The following is a 20,508-nucleotide window of genomic DNA, read 5'->3' as shown; positions in this document are numbered from 1 at the left end:
GGCCCGAGGCCGGACGAGAGTCCGTTCGGGCGCGGATCAGCCTATGTCGAGACGGGTGGTCGGTCGACAGCCGGGCCGGTCCACCCCATCAATGCGGCGCGGGCCCGGAAGGTTGCACACGTCTTCGGGCCCGTCTCAGCCCAGCACCGCCGGCGTCGGCCCGTCCGGCCGCACCGTGATGCTGTACGCCGCCCCCGCCGGCCGCGAGCGGAACGCCAGGGGCCCCATCGGCAGCAGGAGTTCCAGCAGCGCCGTGGTCTCGCGCAGCGCGAACTGGGTGCCCAGGCAGGCGCGGGCGCCGAGGCCGAACGGGAAGTACGCGCCGAGCTGCCCGGGGCGGTCCGCGCCGGGGGCGAAGCGGGCCGGGTCGAAGCGCTCCGGGTCGGGCCACAGCGCCGGGTCGCGGTGGGTGAGGTACGGGCAGACCAGCACGTCCGTCCCGGCGGCGACGCGGTGCCCGGCGATGACGTCGTCCTCGACGGCGTGCCGGGGGAGCAGCCAGGCGGAGGGGTAGAGCCGCAGCGTCTCGCTCACCAGCGCCTGCGGATCGGCCGTCCGGGCCCCGGGGTGGCGGTCGAGCAGCAGGAAGAGCCAGGTGAGCGTGGTGGCCGTGGTCTCGTGGCCGGCGACGAGCAGGGTGACCAGCTCGTCGCGGATCAGCCGGTCGGTGTACTCGGGGTACCGCTCGCCCGCCTCGACCAGCACCCGGAGCACTCCGGGCTCCTCGGACGGGCCGGCCGAGCGCGCCGCGTCGATCGCCGCGTGGGCCACCGCGTCGATCCGGGCGAGGTCCCCGGCGACGGCGTCCCGGGCGTCCGCCGCGTCGGTCGGCAGTTTCGGCATCGCGGCCACCACCCGCTCCACCGACCGGAGTTCGTGGTCCGTCCGGTCGTCCAGCGGCAGCCCGGTGAGCGCCCGCCAGACGGTGTCCAGGGCGAAGCGGCGCATCTCCTCGCCGAGGTCGAAGGTCTCCCCGGTGCGCCGGTACTCCGCCCAGCGCTCGGCGGTGCGCTGTGCCGCCGCGGCGATCCGCTGCTCGTAGCGGCGCATCCCGGTGCCGGTGAACTGCGACTGCAGCAACCGCCGTTGACGCTTCCAGGCGTCCCCGGAGGCGGACAGCACGCCGTCCCCGACCAGCATCCGGGCGCGGTGCGAGCGCTTGACGTACCGGTCCGGATGGCGGCCCAGGACGTGCTGCACGGCGGCCGGGTCCGTGACCAGGACGGTCGGCGTCGGGCCGAGCCGGAAGGCGGCGACGCCACCGACGCCGCGCTGGGTGCGGGCCAGCAGGTCGACGAGCTCGGCCTCCTCGGCCCGCCACTGCTCGACGACCTCGGCGGCCAGTTCCGGTACCGGGCGGGTGTCCGTGCTCACGGGGTGTTTCCTTCCGGTCTGCTGACGGTGCGTCCGTGCCGGACCGACTCTATGTCAGGGCGCCCCGGCCCGGGTTGCGCCGACCGGGCGGCGGGCGGCGGCCCGGGCAGCGCGGCACCCCGCCGCACGGCACCCGCCCGAGTACCGTGCGGCGGGGCCGACCGGCCCTGATCGCTGCGCGGATGGGAGAACGCATGCCCGGGACCCGGCACTTCAGAGGCGGCCCGACCGGCCGAGCGGCCCGGTGGCTGGTGGCCGCCCTGCTCGTACCGGTCCTCGCGGCCTGTGGCGGCGGCTCCGGCAACAACGGCCAGAACGGCAACGGCCAGAACGGCAGCGGGCAGGCCACGAGCCCGCAGCCCGACGACCAGCGGACCAAGGCCCGCGAGACCGAGGCGAGCTTCCAGGAAGCCGGCTCGGTGTCCGCCAGTGCACGGGGCTGGGGCACGAGGGCCGTCGTCACGCTGAAGAGCTCCTCGCCCACCCCGGTCCAGGCCCTCGTCAGCGACGTCACCGACTGCGCGAACAAAGCCGAGCACGCCACCCCGAGCCAGGCCACGACGACCGTGACCTCCGGCGGCAGCGAACCGCTGGTGTTCGCCCTCCCGACGTCGAGCGAGAAGAGTCGACCGATCTGCTACACGGTGGCCATCGGCGGGGAGAGCCGGGAACTCAAGGCCGAGGGGGAGATCACCGGCACGTCTTCTCCCAGCCCGAGCACGCCCGCCACCGGTGCGACCGGTTCGGGCGGCGAGTCGAAGAGCCCCGGCGGGGTCGAAACCCCGACCCACGGCAACGGGGGGACCGGCACCGGAACCGGGGGCACCCCCTGAGCCCTGGCGGGGAGGACCGGCCCGCCGAAGCGGAGGACCGGGCCGCCGAAGCGGGGGAGCGGTCGTCCGATGCCGAGGAGCGGCTGTCCGACGCCGAGGAGAGGCCGGCCGCGAGCCCGTGGAGCGGCTGGATCAGCACGCTCGCGGGCTGGATCGCCCCGACCACCTTCGTCACCGCGCTGCTCTTCTTCTTCGGCTACGCCTACACCGACGCGCTCTACGGCTACTTCGGCATCGACGCCGCGACGATCGGCTTCTCCACCCAGGAACTGCTCCTGCGCAGTTCCCCGGCGCTCTACCTGCCCGCCGGGGTCGCGCTCAGCGGGGCGCTGGTGGCCGCCCTGGCGTTCCCGCTGGTGTCCGGCGCCGCCCGCCGCGGTGCGGACGGCTCCCGGGTGCTGCGCCGGGTGTGCGTCGCCGCCGTCCTGCCGGTGGTCGCGCTGCTGACGCTCGGCCTGGCGGCGGGGTTCGAGGTCGTCGCCGCCGGTCCGATGGGCACCCCACTGCTGATCGGCGGCGCCCTGTTACTCGCCCTCCTGGCGCGGCTGCTGTACGTGCGGGGCACCGACGCACCGTTCCCCGTGGCGGGCGAGCGGGTGGCGCTGGGCGTCACGGTGGCGATCCTCGCGCTGTGCGCGTACTGGGCGGTCGGCAGCTACGCCCAGCAGAAGGGGCAGGCCGACGCCGAAACGCTCTCCCACAACCTCCAGGTGCGGCCGGCCGTCCTGCTCGACACCTCGGAGCGGCTCGCACTGGACTGGCCCGGGGTGCGGGAGACGCCGCTGCCGGACGCGGGGGCCGGGTCGCACTTCCACTACCGCTACGAGGGTCTGCGGCTGCTGGCGCAGTCCGACAACCGGATGTTCCTGATCCCGCGGCGATGGCTCTGGGAGACCGGCAACGTGCTGGTCCTCCCGGTCGACGCCAGTGTCCGGGTGGCCTTCCACGCCGGCTGAGCACGCCCGCTGAGCACGCCGGCTGAGCACGCCGGCCCCGGGACACACGGCTGCGCCGCGGCCCGTCCCCTCGACGGACCGCGGCGCAGCGGCTTCACCGGGTGTCAGAACACCGTGGTCACACCTGCTGCCAGAGCGCGGGCACGATCGGCGGCTCCCAGCCGACCTGGGCGGTGTGGCCCTGGAGGCAGCGGTAGCTGACCCCGTTGTAGGTCACCACGTCACCCGCCTGGTAGGTGGTGCCGGGGGTCCAGGTACCGCCCGGGTCGGTCGGGCCGTTGCCCACCACCAGGGAGAAGCTGGTGCTGTGGGTGGCCGAGCCGGTCCCGGTCAGGGTGATGCTGTAGGTGCCGGCGGCGGTCGAGGCGGAGGTGGCGACGGTGAGCGTCGCCGAGCCGCCGGACTGCACCGAGGACGGGTTGAAGGAGACCGTCACGCCGGCCGGGGCGCCCGAGGCGGTCAGGTTGACGGTCTGGGCCGAGCCGGAGGTGGTCGCGGTGGCGACCGTCGCGGTGGCGGTCTCACCGGGCTTGACGGTGGCGGTGGTCGGGTTCACCGAGACGGAGAAGTCGTTGGTGGGCGTGCTGCCGCCGACCGAGGTCTTCCAGATGGTGTACGCCACGCCGTCGGCGTTGCGGTTGAGCACCGTCGCGTCGATGTTGGCGGTGGTGTCGCAGGACGAGTGGTAGCAGGAGTCGTAGGAACGGCCCGCGGTGCCGCCCCACTTGGCCGCCTGCGCCGAGGTCTTGGTGTCGCTGGCGCCGGCCGCGTAGCCCGAGGTCGGGATGCCGGCCTGCTGGAAGGAGTAGTCGTCCGAGCGGCCCTGGCCCTCGACGTTCTCCTCCGGCTTGAGGTTCAGCGAGTCCCAGTAGGCCTTCATCGGGGCGGCGGCGGTGGAGTTGAGGTTGTTGATGAAGTAGCCGGCGTTGGTCGAGGCGATCATGTCGAAGTTGTAGTACGCCTTGATCGCGGAGCGCTGGGCGGAGCTCAGCTGGCCGACGTAGGACTGCGAGCCCTGCATGCCCTGCTCCTCGCCGGTCCACCAGGCGAACCGGACGTGCCGGGTCAGGCTGGGGTTCTGCTGGGCGAGCACGAGCGCGTTCTCCAGCAGGGTCGCCGAGCCGGAGCCGTTGTCGTTGATGCCGGGCCCGGCCGAGACGCTGTCCAGGTGGGCGCCGAACATGGTGACCTGGTCGGACGGGCCGCCGGGCCAGTCGGCGATCAGGTTGTTGGACTGGTACGTGCAGGAGGTGCAGGTCTGCTCGGTGACGCTGTAGCCGGCGGCCTGGAGCTTGCCCTTGATGTACGCCAGCGACTGGCTGTGTCCGGCGCTGCCCGCCCGGCGGTGGCCGCCGTTCTGGTTGGCGATGCTGTTCAGCTGGGACAGGTGGGCCTGGACCTTGGCGACGTCGATGTCGGGCGCGGGCCCGCCGGGGTTGCCCCCGCCGCCGACGGTCAGGCCGTACTGGGCGGTGTGGGTGGTGGCGCCGGCGGTGCCGGTGACGGTGATCTGGTACGTCCCGGCCACGGCCGCCGCGGAGGCGGACAGGGTCAGCGTCGAGGACGAACCGGCCTGCACCGACGAGGGGTTGAAGCTCGCGGTGACGCCCGAGGGCAGGCCGGAGGCGGTCAGGCCGACGGTCTGGGCGGTGCCGGAGGTGACGGCGGTGCTCACGGTCGACGAGGTCGAGGCGCCGGGCTGGACGGAGCCGGAGGCCGGGCCGAGCGAGAGCGAGAAGTCGTTGGTGCCGGACGGCGTGCAGGTCGGGTCACCGCTCTGCGCGGGGACGCTGACGGCGTCCCAGGCGGCCTTGGCCCGGTTGAAGAAGGTGCAGCTCGCGTCCAGGCTCTTCGCCGCCGTCAGGGTGGCGGTGCGGTAGCGCTTGTAGGTCATGCCGCTGGTCTTGAGCAGCATGCCGCCGTAGAAGACCCGGCCGGCGTCCTTGATCCCGATGCCGGTGACGGAGGAGTTGTTGCAGGTGGGGCTGGTGGGCTTGCCGCCGCCGGGGTTGGAGCCCTCGGCGAGCAGGTAGAACCAGTGGTTCAGCGGGCCGGCCGCCGCGTGCTCCTCGGTCTGCGGGATGGACGCCGAGTAGCAGTTGGGGTTGTTGCTCACCAGGGAGGGGTTGTACATGTTGCGGATCGGGCCGTTGCCGACCAGGTTGATCATCTCGCCGACGGTGTAGTCCGGGGAGTCGTAGGGGGCGGGCTCGTTGGCGTAGGCCTCGGTGAGCGCGCCCATGATGTCGCCGGTGGCCTCGCCCAGGCCGGCCTCGTTGTTGGCGCCGCCAGGGGTGTACTGGTCGATGCCGTGGCCGAACTCGTGGCCGACGACGTCGATGGCGGCGATCCACTTGTTGGCCTGGCTGTGGCCGATGGATATCGTCGAGCCGTCCCAGTAGGCGTTGACGTCGCTGAGGCCGACCTTGACCGGCCAGCTGCCGCCGTTGCCGTTGTGCCCGTTGCGACCCAGCCAGTCGCGGAGCATGTCCCATTCCTTCTGGGCCGCGAACATGGCGTCCCCGCAGCCGGTCTCCTTGCTGGAGGCGCTGCCGGTGCCCCAGGAGTCGCTCGACTTGGAGAACACCTGGCCGGTGCCGTAGTCGGAGCAGGACAGGCCGGGCCGGTTGGGGTCGCGCAGCGAGTACGAGCCGCCGGAGCCGGTGGTGCTGATGGTGACCGGGGAGGGCCCGTTCCACTCGCTGTTGACGGTGCCCGCGCGCACGTCGTCGTAGCTGTCGACGACCTCGCCGGTCGCCGCGTCGACGAAGACGTGCAGGCGGCTGGGCGCGGTTTCGGTGCGGCCGGTGAGGACGGTCTCCCAGGCGAGGCGGCTGCTGCCGTCCTTGACCCGGACGACCAGGCGGCGGGCGTCGACCGAGTCCACGGCGGCCAGCTCGGTGCGGGCGGTCCGCTCCGCCTGGTCGGCGCTGACCTGCGGGGTGACCGAGCCGCCGACGGGGCCGGGGGCGGCCGACTGCAGGGCGCGGACCTTGCCCTGCCCGTCGGCCAGGACCACCGCGTCACCGCCGACCACCGGCAGGCCGCGGTAGCTGCGCTCGTACGCCACCGAGTACAGGCCGCCCACCCACGGGGTGACGGCCTTGCGCTCGTAGGTCTCGTCGGGGCCCTTGGCCAGGGCGTCCAGGCCGGCCGCGGCCGCGGCGTCGGCCGCGTTCACCGCGGCGGCCAGGGCGCTGGGCGGCGTCGGGGAGGGGGCGGGTGCGGCGCCGGCCGGGCCCGCGGTGGCGGCGATCATGCCGGCCAGTACGGTCAGGGTGGTCGCCGTGGTCAGCAACCGGCCTGCGGAAACTCTGCGTTGCATCGAGGCTCCTCGCATGTGGGGGTCCTCGACCGCGGACGACCAGGGCTGGTGGCGCACCGCAGGGCCGCGTCTGGGGGACGGCCGTGCGGGCCGTCCGCGCTCGGGTGCCCGAACCCTCACACGGCGTCATGCCCAGGTCAATGCCTGGTGCGCTCGAGGCAAGGAGTTGGCAAATTCCGTCAAGGCGGCAGGCCCTCCTTCGCGTCAAGCTGGGGTTTTCCTCAAGTGGTTGAGACCACGTCATGTACGGGGCGGGTGTCGATCGAGTACCGTCCTCGTCATCGGAGTCGTCGGAACCACTGGAATCGTCGGCGGGCCGTGCGAGCGGCCGGGGACGACGGGCCCGGGGAGGCAGCCGTGCAGCGCAACCGTGTGGCCCCCGCGGCGGCGGTGCCGGCACCGCCGACCGGCCGGGGCCAGGAGGCCTGGCGGGAGTTCGGCGCCCGGCTTCGGCACTGGCGGCGCCGGGCCGGCCTCACCCAGGCGCAACTCGGCGCCGGGATCGGCTACGACCACACCGCGGTCAGCAAGATCGAGCACGGTGCCCGCCGGGTCACCCCCAGGACCGCCGACCGGATCGACGACCTCCTCGGTGCCGCCGGTGAGTTGAGCGCCGCCTGCCAGCGCGCCGAGAGCGCCGAACTCTGCCACGTCAACGCCTTCTCGCCCGCCCTGCTCCGGCCCCCGCTGCCGGGCGGGGCCCTGTCCGGCCCGCCCGCCCCGCTCCCGGCCCCCGCGCCGTTGCGGCTGCCCGACTACGGTCTGCTCTGCCCGCTGCACGGCGCCGAGGGTTGTCCCGTCCCGGAACCCGGGGAACTCGCCGACCTGCACGCCGAGTTCTGTGCCCCCGAGACGCTCGGCGGACGGGCCGCCGTCCGCCCGCTGGACGCCGTCACCGTGCACGCCCTGACCGGGCTGCTCGCCGCCCACCTGCGCTCCGGCGAGACCGGCGACCGGCCGGGCCTGGCCGCCGCCGTCGAGCGCACCCTGCGCGCCGTGCTCGCCCGGCTCGCCACCGCCCCCGCCGCGCAGCGCGGCCCGCTGGTCCGGCTGGCCGCCGAGCACGCCCACGCGGCCGGCGCGCTGCGGATGCAGGACGGCCGCAACGCCACCGCGATGGCCAGCTACGACCGCGCCCTCACCTGGGCCGGACTGGCCGCGGACCAGGCCACCCAGGTCGGCACGCTGAGCGACATGAGCATCCTGGCCCGGCTGGACGGGGACCCGGTCGCCGCCCTCGGCTACGCCCGCGAGATCGAGCAGGTCGCGCCGGGCCGGCACTGGGCCGGGGCGATGGGACGGATCAGCCGGGCCCGGGCGTACGCGCTCACCGGTGACGTGCGGGCGACCGTCCGGCAGATCGGCCTGGCCCGGGCGCACCTGGACCACATCGGCGCGCAGGACGAGGTCGACGTGCCCTGGCTCTCCATCGCCTCGATGCGGATGCGGGTCGAGTCCGCCGCGGCCGCCGCGCTGCGCGACCTCGCCGCGGCCACCGACGACCCCCGGCTGGCCCGCCGGGCGCTGGACGCCACCGAGACCGCACTCGGTCTGCTCGGTCCGGACCAACTTCCGTCCAGCCGCCTCCTCTTCATCGTCCGGGCGGCGGACTGCCACGTCTGCGCGCACGACCCGGCGACGGCCGTCGACCTGCTCGGCCCGGCCCTGGAGGCGACCGGCGCGACGGCTCTGCCCGCGCTGGTCGAGTACGAACTGCGCGGTCTGCGCGATCGTCTCGCGGCGCACGCGCCCCGTGCCGCACACCGGTTGGCGGAGCCGGCCCGCTCCTGACCCGGCGGCGCTCCGTGGGCCCCCGGCGGCGACCGTCGTCCGATATGGCCGGATCGGGCGCCGCGCGCGGCGGCGCGAGAGGGGGCGCACCAGCGCCCGGCATCCTGCACAGCGGTCCTGTCGCACCGTCAACTCCCGCTCGTTCTCGAAAATGCGCCCCTTTCGCGCCGTACAAACGTCAACTTCGTGAGCGTATAGTCCGCCGATCGGGTCATTCATGGAGTTAACACGTCGAATGACTGTCACGGCGCGTGTCTGCCGCTAGAGTCTCTGACGTTTCCAGTCGTTAGTCCGCGAAGAACGGGGGGCGCGTGGTGTCAGCCATTGCCCGCCGGCTCGCCCATCCGCTACTGCTCCTGGGTGTGCTGTGCACGGCCGTCGCAACCCTGCACTTCCACTGGGCGCCGGACCGGGTCTCCCCGCTCTTCCTGGTCGCCGTCCTCGGATATCTGGCGGTCCTGGAACGGGTGATCCCGTACCGGACCGACTGGCACCCGAGTCGACGTGAACTCGGCTGGTACAGCGTCTACTTCGTGCTGAGCATGGTCGGCGGGGCACTGGCCCAGGGGCTGGTGGCGACGCTGGTGGAGATGCTCGGCCCGGCCCATCCGGCGCTGCCGTTCGCGATGGAGATCCCACTCGCGCTGCTGGTCGGCTCGCTCGGCGACTACCTCGTGCACCGCTGGTCCCACCGCAACCGGTGGCTCTGGCGGCTGCACGGGGTGCACCACGTCCCGGACAAGGTGAACGTCGCGAACAACGGCGTGAATCATTTCCTGGACGTGTTCGTCGCGCAGTCCGTGGTCCAACTTTCGCTGGCGCTGATCGGATTCTCGCCGGATTCAGTGTTCGTGGTCGGAATATTCGTCCTGGCTCAGGGGTATTTCGTCCACGCCAACATCGAAGTCCGCATCGGCCCACTCGGCCACGTCCTGGCCGGGCCGGAACTCCACCGCCTGCACCACAGCACCGACCTCGCCGAAGCCGGCCACTACGCCTCCGACCTCTCGCTCTGGGACCACGTGTTCGGGAGCTTCACCTGGCGGCCCGGCAGAGTGCCGAAGGCCGTCGGCCTCACCGACCCGGCCGCGTTCCCCACCACCGGTGAACTCGGCGCCACCATGCTGCACCCCTGGCGCCGGGCGAAGACCACCGAGCAGTCCGTCTGAACCCGGCCCCCGAGAGGCCGCTCCCACTTGCCCGTGTCCCCGGCGCCACGCCGTCACCCCCGGATTGGATCATGACCTCCTCGCCCTTCGCCGCGCCCCGCGAACGCATCGCGATCACCGGTATCGGCTGCCGCCTGCCGGGACACGCCAACGACCACCGCTCCTACTGGCGCAACCTGATCGAGGGCCGGGACTGTCTCACCGAGACGCCCGCCGACCGCTACGACACCGGAACACTGGGCAGTCGGGACCGGGCCAAGCCGGGACGGCTGATCGGCGGCCGGGGCGGCTACATCGACGGCTTCGACACCTTCGACCCCGACTTCTTCGGGATCAGCCCGCGCGAGGCCGAACACATGGACCCGCAGCAGCGCAAGCTCCTGGAGGTCAGCTGGGAGGCCCTGGAGGACGGCGGGCTGCGCCCCGGCGAGCTGGCCGGCCGGGAAGTCGGCGTCTACATGGGCGCCTTCACCCTCGACTGGAAGATCCTCCAGTTCGCCGACCTCGACTTCGCCACCATCGCGGCGCACACCGCCACCGGCACCATGATGACGATGGTGTCCAACCGGATCTCGCACTGCTTCGACTTCCGCGGGCCCAGCGTCTCGATCGACACCGCCTGCAGCTCCTCGCTGGTCGCGGTCCACCTCGCCTGCCAGAGCCTGCTCCGCGGCGAGACCGAACTCGCCCTGGCCGGCGGGGCGTTGCTGCACATGGCGCCGCAGTACACGATCGCCGAGACCAAGGGCGGCTTCCTCTCCGCGGACGGCCGCTCGCGCGCCTTCGACGCCTCCGCCGACGGCTACGTCCGGGCCGAGGGCGTCGGCGTGGTCGTGCTCAAGCGGCTCTCCGACGCGCTGCGCGACGGGGACCCGGTGCACGCCGTCATCCTCGGCACCGGCGTCAACCAGGACGGCCGCACCAACGGCATCACCGTCCCCAGCGCCGACGCCCAGGTCACCCTGATCGAGCGGGTCTGCGCCGAGGCCGGGGTGGAACCCGGCAGCCTCCAGTACGTCGAGGCCCACGGCACCTCCACCCCGGTCGGCGACCCGATCGAGGCCGCCGCCCTCGGCCGGGTGCTCGGCATCGGCCGGCGCGCCGGGGACCGCTGCTACGTCGGCTCGGTCAAGACCAACATCGGGCACACCGAGGCGGCGGCCGGCGTCGCCGGGCTGATCAAGACCGCGCTCGCGATCAAGCACCGCCGCATCCCGCCGCACCTCAACCTGGAGCGGCCCAACCCCGGCATCGACCTGGACGCGCTGCCGTTCGAGATCCCGACCGCCCCGACGGACTGGCCCGAGCACCGGGGACCGGCCCGCGCCGGCGTCAACTCCTTCGGCTTCGGCGGCACCAACGCCCACGTCCTGCTGGAGGAGCCGCCGCGGCCCGCCCCCGCCGCGCCGACGGCCGAGCCGGCCCGCACGGTCCTGCCGCTGAGCACCAAGGACACCGCCGGACTGCCCGAACTGGCCGCCGCCGTACGGCAGGAGCTCGCCGACGGGGCGCCCCTGGCCGACCTCGGCCACACCCTGGCGCACCGCCGCCAGCACCTCCCCGAGCGGCTCGGGGTGGTCTACTCCACCCGGGAGGACCTGGATGAGGCACTGGCCGCGTACGGGCGCGGCGAGGAGCACCCCCGGGTGGTCCAGGGCCGCGCCCGGGAGCGCGGGCAGCGCCGACTGGCCTGGGTGTTCACCGGCATGGGCCCGCAGTGGTGGGGGATGGGCCGGGGGCTGTACGAGCACGAGCCGGTCTTCCGGGAGGCCGTGCAGGCCGTCGACCGGGAGATCCGCGCGCAGGCCGACTGGTCGCTGCTGACCGAGCTGGGCCGTGACGAGGCGGACTCCCGGATGGCCGAGACCTGGCTGGCCCAGCCCGCCAACTTCGCCGTCCAGGTGGGACTTTCGGCGCTCTGGCGGAGCCACGGCCTGCGCCCCGACGCGGTGGTCGGGCACAGCACCGGCGAGGTCGCCGCGTTCCACGAGGCCGGGGTGTACGACCTGGCCGACGCCGTGCGGGTGGTGCTCGCCCGCAGCCGGCTCCAGCAGCGCCTGGCCGGCACCGGCACCATGCTCGCGGTCGGCCTGCCGGAGGCCGAGGCGGAGCGTCGGATCCGCCCGTACCGCTCCGAGGTCTCGCTCGGCGCGGTCAACAGCCCCTCCGCGGTGACCCTGGCCGGGGACGCCGAGGCGCTGGGCGCGCTGGCCGAGGAACTGCGGCAGCAGGGCGTCTTCGCCCGCCTGCTGGACGTCGAAGTCCCGTACCACAGCGTGCGGATGGACCCGATCCGGGATGAGCTGGTGGCCGCGCTCGCCGCCATCAAGCCGCAGGAGGCGCGGCTGCCGCTCTACCTGACCGCCCGCGAGGGGCTCGCCCGCGGGCCGGAGCTGGACGGCGAGTACTGGTGGCAGAACGTCCGCAACCCGGTCCGCTTCCGGGCCGCCGTCGAGCGGATGGCCGAGGACGGGCACCGGCTGTTCCTGGAGCTCGGCCCGCACCCGGTGCTCGGCCACGCGATCCGCGAGTGCGCGGAGCAGGCGCACACCGTGCCGTCGATCCGCCGGCAGCAGGACGAGCCGGAGCGCCTCGCCCGCAGCCTCGCCGAACTGCACACCCTCGGCGTCGAGTTGAGCTGGGAAGCGCTGCACCCGGCCGGCCGCCCGGTGCCGCTGCCGGCCTACCCGTGGCGGCGCGACCGCTACTGGGTGGAGCCCAAGCCGGTCGAGCAGGTCCGGCTCGGGCAGCTCGACCACCCGCTGCTCGGCCGCCGTACCGCGAGCGCCCAGCCCGGCTGGACCAGCGCGCTCGACCCCGAGCGGTTGCCCTACCTGACCGACCACCGGATCGAGGGCCAGGTGGTCTTCCCGGCCGCCGGATACCTGGAGATGGCCGCCCAGGCCGTCCGCACCCTGACCGGCGGCGCCGAGGTGACGCTGGCCGAGGTCGAGCTGAACCGGGCCCTGTTCCTCTCCGAGAGCGAGCCCGTCCCCGTCCAGCTCGGCTACGCACCGGAGGACGCCCGCTTCACCGTCGCCTCCACCCCGGCCGGCGGCGAGCCGAGCGTGCACGCGAGCGGCCGGGTCCGCACCGGCCAGCGCCGCTCCTACGGGCCCGCGCTGGACGTGGACGCCCTGCGCACCCGGGGTCGGCACCTCGACGGCCCGGACTGCTACCGGCGGCTGGCCGGGCGCGGCTACGACTACGGGCCCGCGTTCCAGGCCATCGCCGAGGTGTGGACGGGCCCCGGCGAGGCGCTGGCCCGGGTCAGGCCTCCGGCGCAGCTCGGTGCGGACGCGGCCGACCACCATCTGCACCCGGTGCTGCTGGACGGCTGCTTCCAGACCCTGCTGGCCACCCGGCTGGAGACGCCCGAGGACGGCAGCGTCCGGCTCCCGGTCTCGATCGAGGAGGTCCGGCTCGACGAGATCGGCGACCGCCCGCTCTGGGTGCACGCCACCGTCACCCGGGACAGCGGCGAGGAGCTCGTCGGCGACCTCGCGCTGTACACCGAGGACGGCACCCCGGTCGGCAGGGTCACCGGCTTCCGGGTGGCCGACGTCGCCCAGGCCCCGGCCTCCGTCGGGCTCGCCACCATCGACGGCTGGCTCACCGAGGTCGGCTGGGTCGAAGCCGCCCGGCCGGCCGCCGACGAGGCCCCCGGAGACCTGCTGCTCCTCGCCGACGAGGGCGGCCTCGGCGAGCGGCTCGCCGCACTGGCCGCCGCTCGCGGCGCCCGCTGCCACCTGGTCCGGCCCGGCGACGAGTACCGGCACGGCGAGGGGCACTCGACCGTCCGGCCCGACTCCGCCGAGGACGTCCGGCGGCTGTTCGCCGACCTCGACCCAGGCTTCGGCACCGTCGTCCACCTCTGGAACCTCGACCAGCCCGCCCTGGCCACCGCCGGCGCCGACCGGCTCGGCCCGCTCGCCACCCTCGGCGCCTACTCCCTGATCACCCTCGCCCAGGCCCTGCCCGCCGCCCGCCCCGACGGCCGGCTGCACATCGTCACCCGGGGCACCCAGCCCGCCGCCCCCGGCGACCGGGTCGAGCCGCTCGGCGCCCCCGCCTGGGGCATCGGCCGGGTGCTGTGGCAGCAGGAGCTGGTCGCCCAGCGCGGCACCCTGATCGACCTCGACCCGGCCGTCGACGCCGCCGACCAGGCCGAGGCGCTGCTCACCGAACTCGCCGCCCGGGACGAGCAGGAGATCGCCCTGCGGGCCGGCGCCCGGCTCACCAGCAGGCTGCGGCAGGCCGAGGGCCTCACCCGCCCGCTGCCGCCCGTCCTGCGCCCCGACGGCAGCTACCTGGTCACCGGCGCCTTCGGTGCCCTCGGCCGGCTGCTCTGCCGCACCCTCGTGCGGCGCGGCGCCCGGCGGCTGATCCTGGTCGGCCGCACCGCCCTGCCCGAGCGCTCCGCGTGGGCCTACACCGACCCGGACACCCCCGCCGGCGAGCGGATCGCCTTCCTGCGCGAACTCCAGGCGCTCGGCGCCGAACCCCTGCTCGCCCAGGTCGACGTCACCGACGAGACCGCCCTCGCGGACTGGCTCGCCGACTACCGGCAGCGCCAACTCCCGCCCATCCGAGGCGTGTTCCACCTCGCCGGGCAGGTCAAGGACACCCTGCTCGCCCAGATGGACCGGCCGGCCTTCGACGCCGGCTACGCCCCCAAGGTGATCGGCGGTCACCTGCTGCACCGGCTGCTGCGCGACGAACCGCTCGACCACTTCGTGCTGTTCGCCTCCGTCGCCTCGCTGCTCACCACCGCGGGGCAGACCAACTACGCGGCCGGCAACGCCTTCCTGGACGCCCTGGCCCACCACCGCAGGGCCGAGGGGCTGCCGGGGCTCAGCCTGGACTGGGGCCCGTGGGCCACCGGCATGATCGAGGAGCTGGGCCTGGTCGCCCACTACCGCGACGCCCGCGGCATGAGCTCCCTGCCGCCGGACGCCGGAACGGCCGTCCTGGAGCGCGTCCTCGGCCAGGACCGCGCCCAGCTGCTGGTCGCCACCGTGGTCGACTGGCCGACCTTCCTCGCCTGGTACCCGGCGCCGCCGCCACTGGTCGCCGACCTGGCGGCGAGCGCCGCCGAGCAGGCCCCGGCCGAGACCGGCGGCTTCCTCGACGCCTACCGCGCGGCCGGCCCCCAGGTCCGCCGGGAACTGGCCACCGAACGGTTCACCGCCGCCGCCGCGGCCGTGCTGCGGATCGGTACCGAGCGGATCGACGAGGAGACCAGGCTCGGCGCGCACGGCCTGGACTCGCTGCTCGCGATGGAGCTGCGCGCCCGGGTGCACGGCGAACTGGGCGTCGCCCTGCCGGTGGTGGCCCTGCTCAGCAACGGCACCGTCGGCGACCTGGTGGACCTGCTCACCGAAGGGCTGGCCGAGCGGCTCGCCGCCGACGGCGGCCCGGCCGAGGCCGAGGTGGAGCTGTACACCGACGAGTCCCGCTTCCCGCTCACCCACAACCAGCAGGCGCTCTGGTTCCTGCGGCTGCTGCACCCGGACGGCTTCGCGTACAACATCGGCGGCGCCGTCGAGGTCCGCGCCGAACTCGACCCGGAGCTGATGTTCGAGGCCTTCCGCCACCTCGTGGCCCGGCACCCCGAGCTGCGCGCGGCCTTCACCGCGGAGCAGGGCCGGCCGGTCCAGCGCATCCGGGCGGAGGCCGAAGCCGACACCGGGCTGTTCGACGTCGAGGGCCGGCCGTGGGAGGAGATCCACGACCTGATCGTCCGCGAGTACCGGCGGCCGTACGACCTCGCCGAGGACCCGCTGGTGCGGCTGCGGCTGTTCCGGCGCGGCCCGGACCGCTGGGTGCTGATGAAGGCCGTCCACCACATCGTCTCGGACGCGATCTCCACCTTCACCTTCATCGAGGAGCTGTTCGAGGTCTACGAGGCGCTGCGGCAGGGCCGCACCCCGGACCTGCCCCCGGTCCCCGCCCGCTACCTGGACTTCCTCAACCGCCAGAACCGCTTCCTGGCCGGCCCCGAGGCCCGGCGGATGCTCGACTACTGGCGCGGCCACCTGCCGGCCGAGATGCCGGTGCTGGCACTGCCCACCGACCGGCCGCGCCCGCCCGTCCAGACCCACAACGGCGCCTCCGAGTTCTTCCGACTGGACGCCGAACTCACCGCCCGGGTCCACGAGTTGGCCCGCGCCAACGGCGCCACCCCGTTCATGGTGCTGCTCGGCGCCTACTACCTGCTGCTGAACCGGTGGTCCGGGCAGCAGGACATCGTGGTCGGCAGCCCGGTCACCGGCCGCACCCAGGAGGAGTTCGCCTCCGTCTACGGCTACTTCGTCAACCCGCTGCCGCTGCACGTGAGCCTGGCCGGGGAGCCGACCGTGGCCGAGCTGCTGGCCCGGGTGCGGGAGAGTGTGCTCGGCGGGCTGGACAACCAGGAGTACCCCTTCCCGCTGCTGGTCGAGCAGCTGGGCCTCCAGCACGACCCGAGCCGTTCCGCGGTGTTCCAGGCAATGTTCATCCTGCTCACCCACAAGGTCGCCGTGGAGCGCTTCGGCTACCGCCTGGACTACATCGAACTCCCCGAGGAAGAGGGACAGTTCGATCTCACACTGTCCGCCTACGAGGACCGCGCGGACGGCTGCTTCCACTGCGTCTTCAAGTACAACTCCGACCTCTTCGACCCCGCCACCGTCCAGCGGCTGGCCGAGCACTACCGCAACCTGCTGGACGCCATGACCCGCGCCGCCGAGAGCGAGCCGGTCGGTCGGCTGCGGATGCTGGGGCAGGCGGAACGGCGGCGGATCCTCACCGCCTTCAGCGGCGCCGAGCGCCGGATCGAGCACGGCACCCCGGTTCCGGAGCTGATCGCCAAGGCCGCCGCCGAGCGGCCGGGGGCCGTCGCGGTGGTCGCGCCCGGCCGGGACGGCGTCCGCAGGCTGACCTATGCCGAACTGGAACGGCAGGCCCAGCGCACCGCCGTACGGCTGCGCGAACTCGGCGTCGGCGAGGGCTCGGTGGTCGCGGTCTGCCTGGACAAGTCACCCGAGCTGATCACCACCCTGCTGGGGATCTGGCGGGCCGGCGCCGCCTACCTCCCGCTCGACCCCGGGCACCCGGGCGACCGGCTCGCCCACCAGGTGGCGGACGCCGGAGCGGCGCTGGTGGTGGTCGACCAGCGGCGCCCGCTCGCGGCCGAACTGCCCGCCGAACCGGTCACCCTGGAGGCCCTGGACCGGCCCGTGCTGGGGGGCGCCGTGCCGCTGCCCGCCGCCGACCCGGACCGGGCCGCCTACCTGATCCACACCTCGGGCTCCACCGGCCGCCCGAAGGGGGTCCGGGTCGACCACCGCAACCTGGCCGCCGTCACCGCCGGCTGGCGTGCCGAGTACCGGCTCGACACCGACGTGCGGGTGCACCTCCAGATGGCCGGCACCGCCTTCGACGTCTTCTCCGGCGACTTCGCCCGGGCGCTCAGCACCGGCGGCACCCTCGTCCTGGTCGACCGCGAGCTGCTCTTCGACACCGCCCGGCTCTACCGGGTGATGCGCGAGGAGGCCGTGGACGGCGGCGAGTTCGTGCCCGCAGTGGCCCGCGCGCTGCTGGCCCACTGCGAGCGCGAGGGCCTGACGCTGGACTTCCTGCGGCTGCTGATCGTCGGCTCCGACTCCTGGAAGGCCGCCGAGCACCAGCGGGTGCGCGCCCTCTGCGGTCCGCACACCCGGCTGGTCAACTCCTACGGGCTGACCGAGGCCAGCGTCGACAGCACCTACTACGAGGGCGCGACCGACGGGCTGGAGCCCGGCCGGATGGTGCCGATCGGCCGGCCGTTCCCGAACAGCGCGGTGTACGTCCTGGACCCGTACGGCGAGCCCGTCCCGGTGGGCGTGCCCGGCGAGCTGTGGATCGGCGGCGCGGGCGTCGCGGTCGGCTACCCCAACGACCCGGAGCAGACCGCCCGGCGCTTCCGCACCCTGGACTTCGACGGAACGCCCGTACGGCTCTACCGCACCGGCGACCTCGGCCACTGGGACACCGCCGGCACCGTGCACCTGCTCGGCCGGATCGACAACCAGGTCAAGGTCCGCGGCCACCGGATCGAGCTGGGCGAGATCGAGGCCCACCTCACCGCCCGCCCGGAGCTCGCCCAGGCCTGCGTGGCGGTCCGCCAGGACGCCAGGGGCGAGGCCGTTCTCGCCGCCTACGTGGTGCCCGCCGAGGGCACCCTGCTGGACCGCCGCGAACTGCGCCGCCACCTGGCCGAGCACCTGCCCACCGTGATGATCCCCTCCTACCTCACCGAGCTGCCCGCCCTGCCGCTCACCCCGAACGGCAAGGTGGACCTCGCGGCCCTGCCCGAGCCGAAGGCCGACACCGCGGGCGCCCAGCACGAACCGCCCGTCACGCTCTACGAGACGAGGGTCGCCGAGCACTGGCAGAACCTGCTCGGACTGGACGAGGTCGGCCTCCAGCACGACTTCTTCGAACTCGGCGGCAGCTCGATCCGGCTCATCGAGCTGATCCACCACCTCCAGAGCGAGTTCAACATCAGCATCCCGGTGGGCCAGCTGTTCAAGGTCACCACCCTGCACGGAATGGCCCGCACCGTGGAGCAGATCATCACCGGCGAGCTGGCCGGCGGCGAGGCCTACCTCTGGTTCAACGCCGGGGCGCCCGAGGACCGTACGGTCTTCTGCTTCCCGCCGGCCGGCGGCCACGGGCTGGTCTACCGGCAGCTCGCCGCGCACCTGCCGGAGCACCGGATCGCCTCCTTCAACTACCTGACCGGCGACGACAAGACCGCCCGCTACGCCGACCTGGTCGAGCAACTGCACGCCGACGGGCCGTACGTCCTGCTCGGCTACTCGCTCGGCGGCAACCTCGCCTTCGAGGTCGCCAAGGAGCTGGAGCGACGTGGACGCACCGTGGCCTCGGTGCTGCTGCTGGACGCCTACCGGGTCACCGAGGCCTTCGACCTCGGCGAGGAGCACCTGGCCGTCTTCGAACGCGAACTCCACGAGCACCTGCACCGGCACACCGGCTCCCGGATCGTCGCCCAGGAGACCCTCGAACAGGCCAGGGACTACCTGGAGTTCAGCAGTCGAACCCCCAACGCCGGGACGGTGAAGGCCCAGTTGGACGTGGTCTGCGAGCAGGAACGGCTCTCCGTGCACCTGAGCGGCGAACCGGGCTCCTGGCACGGCGCCTCCACCACGGGCACCGCGGTGTACGTCGGGCACGGCGTCCACGCCGAGATGCTCGACGGGGAGGTCGCCGCCCGCAACGCCGAACTGGCGGGCGCCATCCTGGCCGGAGGCAGCACCGATGGCCTCGGCTGACCGCGGACCGGACTGGTCCGACCGGGAGCGGGCCGACGGCGGCCCGCCCAGGGTCATCGTGATCGGGGCCGGCCTGGCCGGCCTCGCCACCGGCTGCTACGCGCAGATGAGCGGCCTGGAGACCCGGATCTTCGAGAAACACGTGCTGCCCGGCGGCTGCTGCACCGCGTGGTCCCGGCACGGCTACCTGTTCGACTACTGCATCGACTGGCTGATCGGCACCGCCGAGGGCACCGGAGCCCACCAGGTCTGGAGCGAACTCGGCGCCCTGGACGGCAAGTCGGTGACACTCTTCGACACCTTCAACCGCGTCGTCGACGAACACGGCCGGGCCGTCACCTTCTACGGCGATCCGGACCGGCTGGAGGCCCACCTGCTGGACCTCGCGCCCGGCGACGCCAAGCCGATCCGGGAGTTCTGCCGGGACCTGCGCCGCTACGCCGCGATCGAGCTGCCCTGGGACCTCACCCCGCCGCCGCTGCGCACCACGGCGGAACGGCTGCGCACCCTGCGCACCGTGCTGCCCGCCTTCCGGCTGTTCTGGCGCACCGCGACCACCCCGATGAGCGGCTTCGCGGAGCGCTTCCAGGACCCGCTGCTGCGGCGGGCCTTCCCCAACATGTTCCTCCAGGAGCCCGCCGGCTTCCCGCTGCTGCCGTACCTCTACACCCTGGCGGCCGCCCACAACGGCAACGCGGGCTTCCCGCAGGGCGGTTCGCTCGGCCTGGCCCGATCGGTGGAGGAGCGCTACACCTCGCTCGGCGGGGTGATCGGCTACCGCCGCCGGGTGGAGCGCGTCCTGGTCGAGGACGGGCGCGCGATCGGGGTGGAACTCAAGGACGGATCACGGCACTTCGCCGACCACGTGGTGGCCGCCTGCGACGGCCCGACGGTGCTCGACCGGCTGCTGGAGGGCCGCTACTCCAGCCCCGCCACCGAGAAGCTGTACGGCGAACTGCTGGACAAGCCGGGCAACCTGTACCCGTCCGTGGTCTCCGCCTTCGTCGGCATCGACGGCCCGCTGCCCGAGGGCGAGCCGCACAGCACCACCTACCTGCTGACGCCCGAGGACGGCGAGCGGCTGCCCGGCTCGCTCCAGCGCAGCCTGGTGGTGCAACTGCGCTCCTCCTACGCGGACGGCTTCGCGCCGCCGGGCAAGTCGGTGCTGCACTGCACCTACTTCAGCGACTACCGCTCCTGGAAGGACCTGCGGACCGGCGACCGCCGGGCCTACCGGGCGCGCAAGCAGGAAGTCGCCGCGTTCGTCCGGGAGTTCCTGGAGCGGACGTACCCCGAGCTCGGCCGGCGGATCGAACTCGTGGACGTGGCATCGCCGGTGACCACCGAGCGGTTCACCGGGAACACCTACGGCAGCATCCTCGCCTGGCAGGCGTTCTCCGAGGCCGAGGACGCCGCCAACCGGCTGGTCAACCGGGACCGGATGCGGCTGCCCGGGCTGAGCGGCTTCTCCATGGCGGGCCAGTGGACCTCGCTCGGGGGGCTGATCCGGGCGGCCACCAGCGGGCGGTTCGCCGCGCAGTACCTGTGCGAGGAGCTCGGCCGGCCGTTCCGGGCCTGGCCGAGCGACAACCGGGAACCCTGGCACCCGGGCAAGTGGGGCCGCCTGCCGCAACTCGGCCGGGCCACCGTGGGACTGCCGGGCCGGGGAGCGGCGGACGCGGGAGTGGCGGGGGCCGAAGTGGCGGAAGTGGGAGTTGCGGAGTGAGCGGGACGACGACCGAC

8 protein-coding genes are annotated in these 20,508 nt (G+C 73.8%); 6 read left to right on the top strand and 2 right to left on the bottom strand.

Annotation, left to right across the window (positions count from 1 at the left end; all coding sequences use genetic code 11):
- Positions 1-135: 135 nt before the first annotated feature.
- Positions 136-1,374, bottom strand: a complete 1,239-nt coding sequence (locus tag ACGF13_RS20025; protein WP_392876760.1) for a cytochrome P450 — start codon at positions 1,372-1,374, stop codon at positions 136-138.
- Between the two features lie 194 nt (positions 1,375-1,568).
- Between ACGF13_RS20025 and ACGF13_RS20020 the strand changes: the two genes are divergently transcribed.
- Both ACGF13_RS20020 and ACGF13_RS20015 read left to right on the top strand, forming a co-directional pair.
- Positions 1,569-2,207 (top strand): hypothetical protein, encoded by a 639-nt coding sequence (locus ACGF13_RS20020; protein WP_392876757.1) that lies wholly within the window; start codon positions 1,569-1,571, stop codon positions 2,205-2,207.
- Positions 2,208-2,539: 332 nt separating this feature from the next.
- Positions 2,540-3,163, top strand: a complete 624-nt coding sequence (locus ACGF13_RS20015; protein ID WP_392876754.1) for a hypothetical protein — start codon at positions 2,540-2,542, stop codon at positions 3,161-3,163.
- A gap of 118 nt (positions 3,164-3,281) precedes the next feature.
- Here ACGF13_RS20015 and ACGF13_RS20010 read toward each other — a convergent pair whose 3' ends face one another.
- Positions 3,282-6,488, bottom strand: coding sequence for a M28 family peptidase (locus ACGF13_RS20010; protein WP_392876751.1), 3,207 nt, complete (start codon positions 6,486-6,488; stop codon positions 3,282-3,284).
- A 357-nt stretch (positions 6,489-6,845) separates the two neighbouring features.
- Between ACGF13_RS20010 and ACGF13_RS20005 the strand changes: the two genes are divergently transcribed.
- The 4 genes from ACGF13_RS20005 (at position 6,846) to ACGF13_RS19990 (ending at position 20,491) form a co-directional block, all read left to right on the top strand.
- Positions 6,846-8,279 carry a helix-turn-helix domain-containing protein gene (locus tag ACGF13_RS20005; RefSeq protein WP_392876748.1) on the top strand — a complete coding sequence of 478 codons (1,434 nt, stop codon included), beginning with the start codon at positions 6,846-6,848 and terminating at the stop codon, positions 8,277-8,279.
- A 311-nt stretch (positions 8,280-8,590) separates the two neighbouring features.
- Positions 8,591-9,448 (top strand): sterol desaturase family protein, encoded by an 858-nt coding sequence (locus ACGF13_RS20000; RefSeq protein WP_392876745.1) that lies wholly within the window; start codon positions 8,591-8,593, stop codon positions 9,446-9,448.
- Between the two features lie 71 nt (positions 9,449-9,519).
- Positions 9,520-18,765 (top strand): amino acid adenylation domain-containing protein, encoded by a 9,246-nt coding sequence (locus ACGF13_RS19995; RefSeq protein WP_392876742.1) that lies wholly within the window; start codon positions 9,520-9,522, stop codon positions 18,763-18,765.
- Complete coding sequence (locus tag ACGF13_RS19990; protein ID WP_392876739.1) at positions 18,752-20,491, top strand: phytoene desaturase family protein; 1,740 nt, start codon at positions 18,752-18,754, stop codon at positions 20,489-20,491. Before ACGF13_RS19995 ends, ACGF13_RS19990 begins: the two co-directional genes overlap by 14 nt.
- Positions 20,492-20,508: the final 17 nt, after the last annotated feature.

The organism is Kitasatospora sp. NPDC048286 (assembly GCF_043201735.1).
Taxonomy (GTDB): domain Bacteria; phylum Actinomycetota; class Actinomycetes; order Streptomycetales; family Streptomycetaceae; genus Kitasatospora.
This window is presented reverse-complemented; position numbering and strand designations above follow the sequence as displayed.

Bases quoted from the DNA above. Each gene is read 5' to 3' on its own strand.
- ACGF13_RS19995 (WP_392876742.1), top strand. From the start codon at position 9,520: ATGACCTCCTCGCCCTTCGCCGCGCCCCGCGAACGCATCGCGATCACC.
- ACGF13_RS19990 (WP_392876739.1), top strand. From the start codon at position 18,752: ATGGCCTCGGCTGACCGCGGACCGGACTGGTCCGACCGGGAGCGGGCC.
- ACGF13_RS20020 (WP_392876757.1), top strand. From the start codon at position 1,569: ATGCCCGGGACCCGGCACTTCAGAGGCGGCCCGACCGGCCGAGCGGCC.
- ACGF13_RS20010 (WP_392876751.1), bottom strand. From the start codon at position 6,488: ATGCAACGCAGAGTTTCCGCAGGCCGGTTGCTGACCACGGCGACCACC.